Raw genomic sequence first — 15,165 nt, 5'->3', positions numbered from 1 at the left:
CCCCACTTTGTTTACCTCGTTCGCCCTCGCCTAATCCACTCGGCAGTGTTCTTCATGGCCAAGCGATAGCGTGCGCAGTTGTAGGGCTGAAGCGCTTCCAGTTCTTCCTCAAGCATGTTGAAAAACACAGTGCTGTCGGGGGCGGGTATGGCCATTTCAGATTTCACCTGCGTCAGTGTTAAGCCATAGAACACGATGTGGCGAATGGCCTCACCCAATTCATCGCGGTACTTGACCCGTAACGGGTCGGGGCCACCCATCGCTTCAATCACCACCTGGTAGCGTTCAATGGAGCGGCGATACGTCCATTCAAACAACTCCGCCGCCAAGGTGACATCACACTGCTCGTACACCGCCAACATGGCCAGGGCGTAATCCTGCTGAACAATGTCCAAGAACGACAGCGGGGCGCAGTTGCAGAGCATCAAAGGCATATTGGCCGCCAAACGGCTGGTGCGCTTGTTGCCGTCCACAAACGGTTGAAGGTAAGCAATGTTGACCCACAGAAAAAATGCGGCCTCCACCGGGTTGTGTATTTCACAGGCCTTGCTGACGATCTGAGTCAGCATGTCCTCCAACAGTTGCGGTGCTTGGCTGGGCAGGTACACCGTGTCCTGAATGTTCACAATTCTTTTGCGAATGGCACCCAGGTCGTTGGGGTCGTCCAGTAAGTCGCGCATCAACATGCTTTGAAGGTTGCGCAGCACAGGCACCGTGATGCCTTCAGTGGGCACTGCGTCGACCAAAAACTCGATGGCCTCTTTGTGGTTCAGCAGCATCACTGAATCCCGATCGGCATATTCGGCTCGGCCCTTTTCAAACAGCTCACGGGTGTCGAGCAGGCTTTTTCTGTTGCCTTCCAGCCGTGAAGATGACCATGATAAATCAATCAACAACTGCTCAAGCACCTTGCGTACATAGGTGCCAGCGGGCAGTTGGTCTTTCGCCCTGCCAGCATTGAACAATTCAGTGGCCAATTGTGGCGGGAGCAGGCTGGATTCATTGGGCGTGTATCCCTTCACGAACGACCGCTGATAGGTAATCGGTTTTCGGGATCCCAATGGTTTGGACAGTGCTGTGACAATTGCCCGTGCATGCCTGCTCCACTGAAAGCCCGCTGATGATTCCTCCGCAGTGTTGCTTGGTGTTGCCTTGGGGCTTGCGCGGCTTGTTGGGTGGCTGTGGTGTTGAGCTTGATCAGACAGTGAGTAGGCAGTTAATCGACCTGCGCCGGACCTGACCAGTTGCCCGCTGTCGACAAGCCTGGCCAGCGCACGGTTAACCGTGGGGCGAGGGCGGTTAACCTTGAGTTGAATCAAGCCAGCCGATGCACCATCCACGTTGGATTTCCCGAGTTTTGCCACGCAGGCCAGAATGGCATTGTCCAGGTCGGTGGTGCTCATTGGTTTCTTCTCATCATTTGTTGCTTATCAATAATGATAAATTATCATTTGTGATAAGAAAAGGGGCTTCCCTCAGCCTAAATCATGGGGAAGCAGGTCGTAATTGTTTATGCCCCAACTGTGCCAGCAGGACATACCAAGTCCATGCTGATGACAGTTGTCGATGCTGGCCTTGCCTTACCTCGGAAAATGCGTGACGTCCGAGAACACCTTCACCAAGTGGTCGTACACCACCCGAATGCGCGCAGGCACAGGGCCCCGCTGGGGGCGGTACACGTTCAGCGTCCATGGTGTTGGGGCCAGTTTGGGCAGCAGCTCCACCAGTTGGCCGGTGCGCAGGTGGGGAATGGCGAAGTAGGCTGTCAGTTGGCCAAAGCCCATACCCGCCAGCACGGCTTGCACCTCGGCCCGCCCGTCAGTGGACATGAACACCGGGGCCTTGGGGTGCCACTGCCGCCCCTCGGACAGAAACCACGGCCACGGCCTGCCGGTGTTTGGGTCCAGCGTGACTGTGGTGGGCTTGTTCTCCAGGTCGTCCAGGTTTTTGGGTTTGCCCACGCGGGCAACAAGGCCCGGTGTGCCCACAATCAAAAACGGGATGTTGCACACCGTGCGGGCCACGAAGCGGCTGTCGCGCATGAAGCCCACCCGAAGACCAATGTCGATCTGCTCGTCCACCACATCGCTGACTTGGTCCGATAGCCGCACATCAAACCGCAGACCCGGGTGCAGCCCGGCCAACTCCGCCAGTGGGGGAACAAGGTAACCGTCACCCAGTGTGGACGGGGCGGCAATGCGCACAAGGCCAGTGGCTTCTTTGTCGCCCTTGTGTTGGGTGGTGCGAAACAGCTCATCAATGCCCTGTACCCGGCTTTTGGCGGCGGTGGCCAAACCCTCGCCAAAGGTGGTGATCTGGCTTTGCCGCGTATTGCGGTGAAACAGCAGCTCACCAAACTGCCCTTCCAATTCCTGAATGGCGCGGGTGACAGCCTGGGGCGAAATGCCCAAACGCTGGGCAGCCTCCTTGAAGCTGTTTGCCTCGGCGGCTGCACAGAAAATTCTCAGCAATTCCAGACGATTGGCCAAGGCGGCGCCCTCACAACACGGTGCAATCAATTATTCCACATTCAGGAATTATGAACTCAAATCAATTTCATTTATTTGTGTGCTGGTTCTTGGAATACTCACCCCTATCGCGAGAACGGCTCGCACCCAACTGGAGAACACCATGAGCACATTGATTGAAGGCAAAGTTGTTGTAATTACCGGGGCCAGCAGCGGCTTGGGCGAGGCCACAGCCCGCCACCTAGCAGCCCTTGGGGCCAAAGTGGTGTTGGGCGCACGGCGCACCGACAAACTGGCAGCCATCGTGAATGACATTATTCAGGCAGGTGGCCAAGCCGTGCACCTGAAAACCGATGTGACCCAACTGGCCGACATGCAAGCCTTGGTGGGCATTGCAATTCAAGCGTTTGGCCGCGTGGACGTGATGGTGAACAACGCTGGCCTGATGGCCATTGCACCCATGGAGCAGGCCCGTACTGACGAATGGGACCGCATGGTCGATATCAACATCAAAGGCGTGCTGTACGGCATTGCCGCCACCATCCCTGTGTTTGAGAAGCAGGGCAGCGGCCACATCATCAACATTTCATCGGTGGCTGGCCTGAAAGTGTTTGCGCCGGGCGGCACCGTGTATTCCGGCACCAAATTTGCAGTGAGCGCCATTTCAGAAGGCCTACGCCAGGAAATGGCGGGCAAGGTGCGCGTCACCTCCATTGAGCCGGGCGCTGTGGACAGCGAATTGAAATTCGGATCGGGCGATGAAGCCAGCCGCAACTTCGTGGTCGACTTCTACAAGCAAGCCATTCCAGCCAGCGCCGTGGCCCGCGCCATTGCCTACGCCATTGAGCAACCCGCCGATGTGGCCATCAATGAAGTGGTACTGCGGCCTACCGTGCAGCAGTTTTAAGGGGGTTAAGGGCAACAGGCTTGGGTTCAACCAATCAAGCTGGCTGATTGCTTACTTCAATAGCTTTTCTGCAGCTTGGTTGGTCGGTTTGTGCGAAAGCAGTTGTTGCCCAAATTCACATGAAAAATGCTGCGCAGGTTGTTAGGTGTTTCATGGTTGTTTTTGTGGATGTCGTGGTTGTTCTTGGCTTATGAGTCTTTGCGTTTGCGGGCGAGTACGCCCCCAGCAATGGCGCATGCAAGCGAAGCAATCTGAATGATCAGCAACGAGATCATGTAGTAAGGGCGAGCGTATTTATCTCCCGCGAACTTCAAAGGTAGAAAGCTAGCCCTTCTCTTACTCACCAAACGCAGGTGCATTGGAAACATTGATTGGCTTCAGCGGAAGCTCTTATCTCTCATCCATTCAAAGTGCTGGTCCGACCTGTGCAGATTCCTCTGAGGCATTACAGCACCTCAGTGACCTACTGCTGAATGCGCTCTTGGTTGCGACAGCTCCTAGGACTCGAATCCAGATCTCCGTTGGGACAGGGATACCGAGCGGAGAGAACCAAGCCTGGGACGAATACAAGTCCGATCCCCGTGAGCGCAACATAAATGCCAAAGACTTTGATGCTGGTACTGGCTGGCTGCATGGGGCTCTCCGTTGTGAATGAAGCGCGCTTGGTGGGGTTGGGCCTAGTAGCGAAAGGGTAGATGGGGCTTTAGTGCTGCCTAGCGTTCTAGCTATCCGGCACGCCGCCGAAAGGCGGAGCGTCCGTGTTGAGCGAAGTGTTAGCTGGCAGCCGTTCGTATGCATCGTACGGCGCAAGGAGCGAAAAGTCGTTCAGATCAAGGCATGCGAACTTAGAGCCTTCGTATGAGAGAAGGGGGCGGCCAAAGTGCGCCACATACTTAGGTTCATGTCTAGGCCAAAGAACGTTGATAGGCAAAACGTTCGCATGAGGGTAAACCTTAACCACCTGTGGGGGGCCACCAATGGCATCAAAATCTGGGGACTCGCTCATTTCAGTTAAAACCTCTAACGGCTCCATGTCGAGATGCCCGGTAGTGAGCTTCTTTCTCTCTTGTAGTTTTTGATAGAGACTTCAAAGCGTCGGGGATATTGTCTCCAATGAAGAGGAAAGGCTTTGTACCTTTGGTCCGCTTCGTATGAAAAGAAAGCGGATGATGATTGAACTGCTTTGCCGCCTTATCAAAGTGCAAAGACCATGCCTGAAATTTCTGGAGCTTAGTGGAATAACCAGCGAACAATAGCCTGAAGTCGGTTGGGTCAATTCCACTGGTTCCCTTCGGTAAGTCCGTGACAAGACTGCACATGCTGTTGATGACCTTAATGAAGTGCGGACGGAGATCCGTAATATCCATCTCCCTCGATAGGGCTTTCTCGTAATTCAGAATTGCATTGACCAACTGCAACAACACTGGATACGCAAAAGCAGTATCGCCACAGAAAGCCAACACTGAGTCTTTTCTTGCCAATGGGAAAACTTTTGGACAGCAGTCCCATCGGGCGCCAAAAGATAGCCTGCTATCTGAGGCCACAACGAGTTGGTCTCCACTGGGTAATTGTCTAATCCAAGCTGCGACGAGCGTCATGGGCTGATAGCTAATGTTTGAAATCAGGGGTAGCCGGAGCCGCAGGCGAAGAGAACCACAAGCGCAGCTTGTGGCTGTCTCTCTCGATGGAATTGTTAGGTGGTGAGTGTTTGCAAATACTGGTTTGTATCGAATTCTTTAAATGCCCAAGCATACTGAAGCCGCGATGGATGGCGGGGATGAGCGGACTTTGTTAATGGACCGAAATGCTGCCAACACGTGCCGTGCTTTTTCAACCGCTCAATCAGTTCTTTTGTGGCTGTAACGAAGTAGTCTCTCGCGCGAATACTTTCTCCCCACGCGGCCCAGACTACTGGATTTGGTTCAGCAGCAATGAGTGCTTCTATCCGATTTATGTTTTCTGAAAACGCCTCGGGATCTACTTCAACTGGCAAGGCGTTGTAATCGGTTGAGCGGATGGGGTAGAGGTTGAGCATGACAAAACCATTGAAGCCATTTCGCTGCGCGGCATCTTCGACTTTTGCAACAGTCGTGTCGGACTTATCCTTCGTCGCGGTGCTTGGGTTAAGCCCAATGGTGAAGAGTTTTCTTGAGCCGCTTTTCCCAAGAGTGAAGCGCCAAAGATCATTGTGCGAGTTGGAGTAGATGTCATACATGGTAAGCACCTAACGTGAAGGTAACTGGCCTCGCGCAGCTTTTCGTGCAAGGTCCGTATTGACCGCAGGGTTAGCCGTCATTTCTCCTCCGTGAGTTGTTTGAGGAGATCACTGGAAATCTTCTGTTCGTAGTCGCCATAGGTCGTTCCATCCTTTAGGCGCCAAGCATCTCGACCGTTTATTGCGTAACCGACAAGCACGGCAGCTGCTTGTGACGGACTACTAAAGAGTTGATCCTTAGTGAGCCGCAATTTGCCATTGGCTGGCTCCAACGTTCCTGCCAATAGCAACTTCTCTCTCAGCGCACGATAACCACCCGAGAGACTTCCTTGTGCATTTGTGATTGCTTCCGAGCCAGCAAGTACGACTAGACCTTCGTCCGTTCGCTCAGCCGTTGCGCTGATACCTCCGATGTGCAGAGCAAACAAGACGGGCACAAAAGTTTCGGGTTGGAGTTCGGGTGGTTTAATTTCACCCTGCTGTGGTTGCATTGGGGCTTTGCTATCAGCAAATGCGGAGGTATGTGCAGGCTGGGTGTACGGATCCAGTACACGGTGCCCCAGAACTCCGAGAAGAGCACGCACCGATATCAGATACTCTTCCATCGAGTCTTTATCCGCACGCGGTAGAGCAGGAAGCTGAGGTGACGCAGTGTTTGTGACCTGATATCGGTTTGCTGATGAAGCAAGCTGAATAAGGCGCGACTCAAGGTATTTGACATGCCCCTTCGTTAGGTTGTCGTCCTTGCTTGTGAATGCAATCAACTCACTCCAAAAGTTCTTGCCGGTGAGATGCGCAGATAGACGATCAAGAACCACCTCGGACTCTCCGATGTAAACCGCATCTTCACCGGACTCTTCATTGGTTCCAAGCAGAAAGTACACCCCGGGACGTTTGATCTCACCCCAGTCCTTCAACTCGGAAAATCGTGGCCTGGGGCATGCTAGCGCTTGGCCAGACCAGTTCGTGATCTCGGCATGACGTATCCCGGTCGAGGTTCCGTCGGCGAGATAAATCCGAATCTGCTTACCCATATCGTATGACTCGAAAGCTAAGTATGGCCCGTAACGGCTAACGTTTGAGGCAAGGGGCTCGCGACAATGGTGGCACAAACCTCGTTATTGATAAACATATCATAGAAGTACCTTTTGGCCAGTCCCGCTTGGCTGAAGGGTTAGGTACGGCGCGTAGAACAGACATACCCTAATGAAAGCTCAAGAAAACTGACGACTGGAAGCACGTATTCAGCCACCCACGCCACTCTTTGAGCGGGCAGCAGAGGCCTGGGGATGGTTTGCCAATCCGTGGGAAGTGAATAACCAATCGAAAACGATATTGACTGCGCCAGCGATGCAAGGGCAGATAAGGCTACGAGTGATGCGGATAAGCGCAAACCTCGGCTGAAAGCTAGGGCTGCTGCAATAAACCAGACCGTAGGGGCTCCCCAGATTAGGCAGCTATAGAGGATGCTGGACTCGGTTTTCATCACTTGTACCTAACGCCCCGGTTCAGCGGCGGGCCGCGCAGCGGTACGTCCGCTGCAACCGGTTGTCATGCCGTAGCATCCGAAAAATGCAATCACTGACCTGGCCAATCCTCGGGAACAAGCGCTGGGGGTTTAGTCCACGGTTTCTCGACCAGCGCCTCTTGGAACCACTGATCGCGAAGGTTTGCATGCTCAGTAACGATCAGTTGGAATCCTTGAACATCATCTTGGGTGAACTTCAGCAACAACTCGAACAGCCGGCGCACAGCATCAAGGTCGGCGTCGGATTCCGTCTTCTGCACAGAACCATCAGCATCCCTGTAGACCTGCTCAGAAGGAAAGTAGACCTGGGTTGGTTGGTCAATCAACAGGAAGCGCGGAATCGGACGGTTATTTTGCGCTGCGAATAGATGCAGGGCGAGCAGTGCTGACAGATGATAGGCCAGATGGTTCTCGCCGCCACCGGTCCTACTCATCGGCACAGGACGCTCGGGTCGATCGAAGATTATTGTCAATTGCTGCAGGTTGAGCCGCGCAGGGTAAGGACCGAACTCGGCGTTGAACTTCTGGACGTATCGCGACACCTGTGCGGAGATGTTGTTAAGGATCGAGGTCAGGCGTTCGCTGCTATCGTCAGCACCGATCTGCTCCTCAAGCAGCTTAACTTTGTTGCTGAGACGGCGATTCTCCGCTTCCAGTTTAGCAAGATCCTCATTCGGGAGGAGCGTTTCCAGGAACAGGCTGATACGGCCGATCACGCGCGCGGCCGCGTTGTGGCGGGTACCCATAAGGGCGATGACTTCGTTGGCCGAAATCGCCGAGGATAGCTCCGCTTCCTTTCGCTTGATATCGCCCGCGATGGCATCCGCTTTACCGGTCAGTTCGGCAAGGTAGGCTTCGAGCTTGGGGCGCTGGCCGGTGGCAATGCGCAACTCTTTGTCGAGAGATGCCAATTCCATGAGCAGGACGACGGCGACCGGGGATTCCATCGCCAAGTTTTGCTCGCTGAACGGCCATTGCCATTCGCCGTTGTCGGGGTTCTTCGGCAGTGCCTTGATTGAGGATAGCCGGTCTATCTGTTCGGCGGCCTCGTTTTCGTAGCCGCCCGCCCGCTTGGCGAACTGTCGTGCCGAATCAATCCGGGCCTGCATATCACGGCGATCCTGACGCAATTTTGCCAGATCATCTTCCAGAAGCGAAACCCGGCTGCCGTCGTCGTCTGGTAATGTTTCGGGCTTCCACGACAGCGCCAACCTCAATGTGTCGATGATCCCGTCGACATTCGGGTTCTCGTCAGTGTTGCCGATAACCCCGACCGTTTTGGCTTCCGAGTAGAGGCCGATAGCCTGTACATGCGACGTATCGACGGCGTCGCGCGCCTGCTCCAGCTTCTTGTTGTTGATCCTCAGATCGCGCTGCGCTAAGCGCAGTTTGGATTCTAGCTCGTAGCGATCGTGGGAGGAGACACCAAGCAAGATTGGCAACGTGTCGCGGATCGCCTGCGGTTGAAACTGCTCGTTCTGGCGATAGAAAAGTTGATCCTTATTAGCGACCAAACCCTGCTTTTGGAACAAGTAGTAGAACGTGTGTTTGACGTTCGCGTCGTAGCTATCGCGGCTGTGGTCAAGCGCCACTTCGGTACGGTTCTCGGGAATTCCAAGCAAGCGCGACAGCAGATCGACGATACTGTCATCGTCGGTATTGACCGCCAGATCCTTGAACTCAGGCACCTGCAATTGAGCACCCCTTCGCAACATTGCCGTGCTGCAACTAGCGCCACCTCCGGGCGGGGTCGGCTTGGCAATCAGCACCTGTTCTTTCTCGAACTGGTAGATCACGGCGAACCAAGACACTTTGTCACGGATGATGCCTTCCGGGACGTTAAACGACGAGCGTCCCATGCAGTATTCGATGATCTCGGAGAGCGCAGACTTGCCGGTGGAGGAGCGGCCGGTAATGACGTTGAGTCCGTCTACCTTGAATTGGAGGTCACGGCGCTGGCCGTCATGGCTATAGACGTGGATGGATCTGATCTTCATGGACGAATCCCGAAAGTCGTATAAACGGTCGCCCGGTCGGCGATGCGTGCAAATTCCTTTCCGACGATCCGCGCCACTTTCTGGCAGGCGACGGTTTCGGCGGTTCCGTCGACGCTCTTGCGGACCTTCTTGGGTACGGTCTGGATGCGACCGTCGTCTGTGACGGCGATACAGCCCCGTTCCATTAGCAGACCGAACCCCTCGAAGGCATATGGCAGCAACTGTGTAACTCTGTCGGCAAAGCCCACCATGATTTGCTGATTCTTCTCTGCGGTCTTTAGCAGGTAGCTGCGTGGACTGCCGGCGATTACCTCACGAGAATCCTTATGCAGGCACAGGGGCAGCACAAGCAGCGACAGAGAGAATGGCATGCCGCGAGCGTCTTCTTCCTCGTAGCCGTGCAGGGCGCGGAACAAAACTAAGCCGCAGAATGCAGGGTTGAACAGGTTCCGAATTTCAAAGGGGCGCTGATCCCATTGCTTCACGAGGCCACCCCAAGGACTTTGCCAAGGCGGTCGAGGAATCTGGGATGCCAGTAGACCTTGGGTTCGGGGGTGGAATCCGCCAGGATGTGGAAGCTGCCACGAAGGACAAAGGGCTCCGTCACCCGCGCGCGAATGCGTAAACATTCGATCTTACCAGTCTCAAATTCCGCCCAGTTGTAGAGGGTCGCGCCGGCTTCGCGCAGTGCTTCTTCCGCGCTGTCGTCCTTCAGCTTCTCGAAAGTGACATCCCTGTAGCGTCCCCACTCCTCGGTGAGGCGATCTTCGTAGTCCTCGACCTCTCCCAACACAAGCAGGTTCTCGCGCGCCCACGCCGACCGTTGTTCGAAAGCTCGGTAATAATCCAGAATTGCACCTCTGATCCTATTGGAGGAAATACCGATCTCGCGCAGTTGCGCCACGAAAAGGCGCGGATCTGTATCAGCGTCAATCTCTTCGATGGGCCGCTTTCCGCGAAAAGTGATAGGCAGGTTATCCGCCTTGTATTCCTCGGCGAAGTTTGAGAGCTTGTCCGACACTTCGTAACCGAAGATCCCCTCCGGCTCAGCGCCGGTCAAATGCTTGATCACGACATCGTTCCACCAGCCTTCCAGCCGCTCGAAGACAAACTCGCGGTGCTCGCGCCTGATGGGCCGCATATGTTTGTCTTTGATTAGTGCCGGGATGTCGCCTATGCGTGGGCTGCCATCGAGGATCAAGATGCGTTCGAGAAAATCCTGCTTCTCGGGGTCACTTAGTTCGTTGAATGCTATGGCTATCGGAGTGATGAGTTGCGATGTCGATTCGGCAAGCGCCGCATCGGCCAGTTCGGTGAGCGTTGGCGCATCACGGGACGCGACAGGCTGATCAGGGAGAAGGCGGACAAGGAACGAGCCGGTGGACACAGTGCTAGTGGTGAACAGGAAAAACCGCAGGTTCGATGCAGCGCGGCCATCTGTCTTGTACCGCACCAGCCAGATGTTGACGGACTTCCAGAAATCCGTCGACAGGTCGGTCAACCTATCGCCAACCGCTTTGTGTTTGAGTGAGGCCAGAGACTTGCCGCCGTCGCCGTGGATAAAGTCGAGGTCGTCGTCCTTTTCTAGGAAGATGGCAGTATCTTCCGGCGATTGAAGCAGTTGTAGCAGGGCAAGACGTGCTTGATAGATGTATCCCAAGCCTTGCTCGCCGGCGGAGTACTTGTCAATGGTTTTCCCTGTCATCAGTTCAATCGCTCTTTAGCATTGGTACTCCACAAAGGACGCTCGATTCTCGCCGGCGTAACTCGATATATCGAACAATATTGGCGATAATCTTTTATCCGAACAAATCATCGCGCGCTTCATATCGTATTAATTTCAAGCGCTTAGACTGCCTTTGATCAAATAAATCAACACCGTAAATCGCACTCTTAACTACCACGGTAAACCAAAATCGCAAGAACCGGAAGCGTGGCAATCCCCCCACTCTTGTGATTAGTAGCGGAGGGCTGTGGTGCGTGAGGTAAGGGAGACTAACTTTTGTCTATTGACTGTACGTGGGGGCCAGATGGGTGCCAACTCAGCCAGAAATGAAAAAGGACCTAGCCGCTCTCGCGTCTAAGTCCTTGAATTTTGGTGGGTCGTGCAAGATTCGAACTTGCGACCAAAGGATTAAAAGTCCTCTGCTCTACCGGCTGAGCTAACGACCCGTGGTAAAAACCGTAGCGGCTTCAACCAAAGACCGCGATTATGGTCAAAAAATCGGGTTTCGTCAACCCCCTGTGTGCTGTTGCACAACAGGAAAACGCATCAGGCGTTGTCTTTGCCGTAGGGGTTGGCAATGCGGAAGCGCTTGAGGATTTCCACTTCCTTGGTTTCCATCAGTTCGGCCTGGGTGTCTAGTTCGTGCACATAGCCCTGCGCGTGCAGGCAGCCGTGCACCACCAGGTGGGCCAGGTGGTCGATGGGGTTTTTGCCTTGTTCTTCGGCTTCTTTTTCCACCACGGCGGGGCAAATCACGATGTCGGCCATGAAGGTGGGCAGGCCCGATTCATTGCCCAGGTCGGGCAGTTCCATCGGGAAGGTGAGCACGTTGGTGGCGTAGTCTTTGCCACGGAATTCATGGTTGAGCTGGCGGGCTTCGTCCACGCCCACCATGCGAATGGTAATTTCCGAGCGGTCCATGAAGCAGGCTTTGGCCCAGCGGCGAATGCGGGCGTTGTCCACCTCAGAAAACGGCGGGTGGTCGGCCTCGGGGGCCCACTGGATGGCAATGCTGACGGGCACGGGGCTGTCGCCGGTTTTGCGGGTGTTCACGGTTGCGGGTCCTCTTCAAGGTCGAGCTTGGGGCTGCGGCGTTCCGGGTTGTTGAAGCGCTCGTACGCTTCCACGATGCGGGCCACCAGCGGGTGGCGCACCACGTCCTGCGCGCTGAAGTAGGTCATGGCGATGCCTTTGACGTCGCGCAGCACATGCTGGGCCTGCACCAGCCCGCTCTGCTGGCCGCGTGGCAAGTCGATCTGGGTGACATCCCCAGTGATCACGGCTTTGCTGCCAAATCCGATGCGGGTCAGGAACATTTTCATTTGCTCGGGGGTGGTGTTCTGCGCTTCGTCGAGAATGACGAAGGCGTGGCTGAGGGTACGCCCGCGCATGTAGGCCAGTGGCGCAATTTCAATGACATTGCGCTCGAACCATTTCTGCACCCGGTCGAACCCGGCCAAATCGTACAGGGCATCGTACAGGGGGCGCAGGTAGGGGTCTACCTTCTGGTTCAGGTCACCGGGCAGAAAGCCCAGGCGTTCACCCGCTTCCACGGCGGGGCGGGTCAGCACAATGCGTTTCACGGCGTCGCGTTCCAGCGCGTCCACGGCGCAGGCCACGGCCAGGTAGGTTTTGCCGGTACCGGCAGGGCCTATGCCAAACGTCAGGTCGTGGTCCAGAACATGTTTCAGGTATTCCTTCTGCCGTGCGGTGCGGGCTTGCAGGTCGCCCCGTTTGGTGCGCAGCACGGGGGTGTCGTCCACAAACTGTTGCACGGCGGGGGCTTCGCCATTGGCGGGCTTGGGCGCGGCGGCCAGTTGTTGGGTGCTTTTCAGTTCCACCAAGGCCAGTTGTATGTCGTCCAGCGTGACGGGTTTGTCGCTGCGCTCAAAGAAGTGGTTGATGAGCAGGATGGCTTGGCGGGTTTGGTCCTGCGCGCCTTGCACATTCAGGCTGCCGTTGCGGCGGGTAATTTTCACGTCCAGCGCCTGTTCAATGGCGCGAAGGTTGCCGTCTACGGGGCCGCACAGGTTGGCCAGTTTGGCGTTGTCGTCGTCGGGGGCCTGCCAGGCATTGCTTTTGAATTTCATGGGTGCTGCGGTGAAGGGTGATGGGCCATTGTAAGCAATCAGTACTCCAGTTCCTGATGCTGGGGCGGGAAACTGACACGCATCAGGCAACCGGGGCGGTTGGGCTGGGTGCTGCGGGGGTTGTCGTGAATGCTGACGGTGGCGCCGTGTTGGTGGGCGGTTTCCTGCACGATGGCCAGCCCCAGGCCGGAACCATCTTCGTTGGTGCCCAGCACGCGGTAAAAGCGGTCGAACACCAAGGCGCGTTCGCCGGGGGGAATGCCGGGGCCGTCGTCTTCCACCTCAAGGCGTATGCCGTCGCCGCTGTGGCTGTCGTCCACTCGCACAGTCACCAGGCTGCCGTCCGGGCAGTAGCGCAGGGCGTTTTCCACAAGGTTTTTCAGCATTTCTGTAATCATCAGCGCTTGGCCTTTGATGTACACGGCCTGGTCTGGCAGCTCGGCCCCCAAGTCAATTTGCCGGTTCATGGCTTCGGGCACAAAGTCGCGGGTGACGCTGCGGGCAATGTGGCACAGGTCAAGCTGTTCCACTTTCAACACGGATGGGGCTTCGGTGCGGGCCAAAGCCAGCAGTTGGTTGACCAGCCGGGTGGACCGTTCGGTACCCACTTTCAGGCGGCGCAGGCTGCGGGCGCGGGCGGATTGGTCGGGCTCGTCGCTGAGCAGTTCAACTTGCATGCGCAGGCCCGCCAGTGGGGTTTTTAGCTGGTGCGCGGCGTCGGCCACAAAGCGCTTTTGAGTTTCAATGGTGTGGGCCAGCCGTTCCAGTTGTTCGTTCAGGGCGGAAATCACCGGTTCCAGTTCTTCGGGGGTGTCGTCGGTGTGCAGCACGCGCAGGTCGTCGGGTTTGCGTCGGCGTATGGTGTCCAGCAGGTTGTTCAGGGGGGCAATGCCGCGCGACAGGCCAAACCACACCAGCAGCACGGCAATGGGCAGAATCACAAACTGCGGCAGGATGACGCCTTTGATGATGGCGTTGGCCAGTTGCTGGCGTTTGCCCAGCGTTTCGGCCATTTGAACCAGCATGAAGCGCTCGTCGCCCACGTCGGGCAGTTCAATCCACAGGTGGCCGGCGCGCAGGTCTTCGCCGTTGACCACCAAGTCGCGGAACACGATGACGCCAATTTCTTCAGGCTTGCGGGCCGGCACGGGCAGGGTTTTGGCGTTGCCCAGCAGGTATTGGCCGTTTTTACCGACGATTTGAATGCGGTATTTGTCGGTGCCGTCGGCCTGAAGTATTTCAAAGGCTTGGGGTGGCAGCTTGAATTGGTGTGAGCTGGCCTGCACGGCCACTTCTTGGGCCAGGGCGGTGATTTTGTCGTCGAGCAGGTGGTCGAAGGGGTCGTTGGCGATGGACTTGGCCACCAGGTAGGTGACGCCAATGCTCATGGGCCAGAGTATCAGCAGGGGGGCGAGCATCCAGTCCAGAATTTCCCCGAACAGGGAACGCCGCTGGGTTTGACCCGATGCGAGCGGGTTGCGCTTGTACCAGGCCAAATGCTGCTCCGTTTACCCGTGGCTTTGCGCCTGTGCAGCGGTGCCCTGCGGTTCGCGGTCCACGTACTTTTCCAGGCAATAGCCCAAACCCCGCACGGTGGCAATGCGCACCCCGTTGACTTCGATTTTTTTGCGCAGGCGGTGGATGTACACCTCGATGGCGTTGTTGCTGACCTCTTCGCCCCATTCGCACAGGTGGTCCACAAACTGTTCTTTGCTGACCAGGCGGCCTACGCGTTGCAGCAGGATTTCCAGCAGGCCGACTTCGCGGGCGGACAGGTCGATCATGTCGTCGTTGATGTAGGCAATGCGGCCCACTTGGTCGAAGGTGAGGGGGCCGTGCTTCCAGATGCTGGCCCCGCCGCCAGAGCCCCGGCGGGTGAGGGCGCGCACGCGGGCGCTCAGTTCCTTCAGGTCGAAAGGCTTGGCCATGTAGTCGTCGGCCCCGGCGTCCAGCCCTTGCACGCGTTGCTCCACGCTGTCGGCAGCGGTGAGAATGAGCACCGGCATGTGGTTGTTGCGGGCCCGCAGGCGGCGCAGCACTTCAAGGCCGCTCATTTTGGGCAGGCCAAGGTCGAGAATGAGCAGGTCGTAGCTCATGGTGGTGAGCGCTGTGTCGGCATCGCTGCCGTTGAACATGCAATCGACTGCATAACCGGCCTGCCGCAGGGACTGTGAAAGCCCTTCTGACAATAGGTTGTCGTCTTCTGCCAAGAGAATCTTCATCACCTGTCTCCT

Annotated in this window: 13 protein-coding genes and 1 tRNA gene; 1 reads left to right on the top strand and 13 read right to left on the bottom strand. The window is 56.3% G+C overall.

Annotation, left to right across the window (positions count from 1 at the left end):
* Positions 1-11: 11 nt before the first annotated feature.
* Positions 12-1,403 (bottom strand): Fic family protein, encoded by a 1,392-nt coding sequence (locus ACK4FF_RS07830; RefSeq protein ID WP_409707006.1) that lies wholly within the window; start codon positions 1,401-1,403, stop codon positions 12-14.
* A 177-nt stretch (positions 1,404-1,580) separates the two neighbouring features.
* Entirely contained in the window at positions 1,581-2,489 is a 909-nt protein-coding gene (locus tag ACK4FF_RS07825; protein WP_409707003.1) for a LysR family transcriptional regulator, read from the bottom strand.
* Positions 2,490-2,631: 142 nt separating this feature from the next.
* On the opposite strand from ACK4FF_RS07825, the gene ACK4FF_RS07820 reads away from it, so the two are divergent.
* Positions 2,632-3,375 carry an SDR family oxidoreductase gene (locus tag ACK4FF_RS07820; RefSeq protein ID WP_409707000.1) on the top strand — a complete coding sequence of 248 codons (744 nt, stop codon included), beginning with the start codon at positions 2,632-2,634 and terminating at the stop codon, positions 3,373-3,375.
* Positions 3,376-4,382: 1,007 nt separating this feature from the next.
* On the opposite strand, the gene ACK4FF_RS07815 is transcribed toward ACK4FF_RS07820, so the two are convergent.
* The 11 genes from ACK4FF_RS07815 to ACK4FF_RS07765 form a co-directional block, all read right to left on the bottom strand.
* Positions 4,383-4,973, bottom strand: a complete 591-nt coding sequence (locus ACK4FF_RS07815; protein ID WP_409706998.1) for a hypothetical protein — start codon at positions 4,971-4,973, stop codon at positions 4,383-4,385.
* 95 nt (positions 4,974-5,068) lie between these two features.
* Complete coding sequence (locus ACK4FF_RS07810; RefSeq protein WP_409706995.1) at positions 5,069-5,590, bottom strand: DUF1643 domain-containing protein; 522 nt, start codon at positions 5,588-5,590, stop codon at positions 5,069-5,071.
* 77 nt (positions 5,591-5,667) lie between these two features.
* On the bottom strand, positions 5,668-6,624 hold the full coding sequence (locus tag ACK4FF_RS07805; RefSeq protein ID WP_409706992.1) for a GIY-YIG nuclease family protein: 957 nt from the start codon (positions 6,622-6,624) through the stop codon (positions 5,668-5,670).
* Positions 6,625-7,168: 544 nt separating this feature from the next.
* Positions 7,169-9,115, bottom strand: coding sequence for a DUF3732 domain-containing protein (locus tag ACK4FF_RS07800; protein ID WP_409706988.1), 1,947 nt, complete (start codon positions 9,113-9,115; stop codon positions 7,169-7,171).
* Positions 9,112-9,600, bottom strand: a complete 489-nt coding sequence (locus ACK4FF_RS07795; RefSeq protein WP_409706985.1) for a three component ABC system middle component — start codon at positions 9,598-9,600, stop codon at positions 9,112-9,114. Before ACK4FF_RS07795 ends, ACK4FF_RS07800 begins: the two co-directional genes overlap by 4 nt.
* Positions 9,597-10,820 (bottom strand): ABC-three component system protein, encoded by a 1,224-nt coding sequence (locus tag ACK4FF_RS07790; protein WP_409706982.1) that lies wholly within the window; start codon positions 10,818-10,820, stop codon positions 9,597-9,599. The genes ACK4FF_RS07795 and ACK4FF_RS07790 overlap by 4 nt, the downstream gene beginning before the upstream one ends.
* Before the next feature lie 391 nt (positions 10,821-11,211).
* Positions 11,212-11,287 (bottom strand) — tRNA-Lys (locus tag ACK4FF_RS07785).
* A 100-nt stretch (positions 11,288-11,387) separates the two neighbouring features.
* A complete protein-coding gene (ybeY, locus tag ACK4FF_RS07780; RefSeq protein ID WP_409706979.1) occupies positions 11,388-11,894 on the bottom strand; it encodes an rRNA maturation RNase YbeY in 507 nt (168 codons plus the stop codon).
* Positions 11,891-12,931 (bottom strand): PhoH family protein, encoded by a 1,041-nt coding sequence (locus ACK4FF_RS07775; protein WP_409706976.1) that lies wholly within the window; start codon positions 12,929-12,931, stop codon positions 11,891-11,893. Before ACK4FF_RS07775 ends, ybeY begins: the two co-directional genes overlap by 4 nt.
* A gap of 38 nt (positions 12,932-12,969) precedes the next feature.
* Complete coding sequence (locus ACK4FF_RS07770; protein WP_409706973.1) at positions 12,970-14,427, bottom strand: sensor histidine kinase N-terminal domain-containing protein; 1,458 nt, start codon at positions 14,425-14,427, stop codon at positions 12,970-12,972.
* A gap of 12 nt (positions 14,428-14,439) precedes the next feature.
* Complete coding sequence (locus ACK4FF_RS07765) at positions 14,440-15,153, bottom strand: response regulator (protein ID WP_409706970.1); 714 nt, start codon at positions 15,151-15,153, stop codon at positions 14,440-14,442.
* Between the last annotated feature and the right edge of the window lie 12 nt (positions 15,154-15,165).

It is taken from the genome of Limnobacter sp. (assembly GCF_046297615.1).
In the GTDB taxonomy this organism is placed as follows: Bacteria; Pseudomonadota; Gammaproteobacteria; order Burkholderiales; family Burkholderiaceae_B; genus Limnobacter.
This window is presented reverse-complemented; position numbering and strand designations above follow the sequence as displayed.

Coding starts and splice junctions, on each gene's coding strand:
- ACK4FF_RS07815 (WP_409706998.1), bottom strand. CDS start 4,973: ATGACGCTCGTCGCAGCTTGGATTAGACAATTACCCAGTGGAGACCAA.
- ACK4FF_RS07830 (WP_409707006.1), bottom strand. CDS start 1,403: ATGAGCACCACCGACCTGGACAATGCCATTCTGGCCTGCGTGGCAAAA.
- ACK4FF_RS07775 (WP_409706976.1), bottom strand. CDS start 12,931: ATGAAATTCAAAAGCAATGCCTGGCAGGCCCCCGACGACGACAACGCC.
- ACK4FF_RS07790 (WP_409706982.1), bottom strand. CDS start 10,820: ATGACAGGGAAAACCATTGACAAGTACTCCGCCGGCGAGCAAGGCTTG.
- ACK4FF_RS07805 (WP_409706992.1), bottom strand. CDS start 6,624: ATGGGTAAGCAGATTCGGATTTATCTCGCCGACGGAACCTCGACCGGG.
- ACK4FF_RS07800 (WP_409706988.1), bottom strand. CDS start 9,115: ATGAAGATCAGATCCATCCACGTCTATAGCCATGACGGCCAGCGCCGT.
- ACK4FF_RS07820 (WP_409707000.1), top strand. CDS start 2,632: ATGAGCACATTGATTGAAGGCAAAGTTGTTGTAATTACCGGGGCCAGC.
- ACK4FF_RS07765 (WP_409706970.1), bottom strand. CDS start 15,153: ATGAAGATTCTCTTGGCAGAAGACGACAACCTATTGTCAGAAGGGCTT.
- ACK4FF_RS07810 (WP_409706995.1), bottom strand. CDS start 5,590: ATGTATGACATCTACTCCAACTCGCACAATGATCTTTGGCGCTTCACT.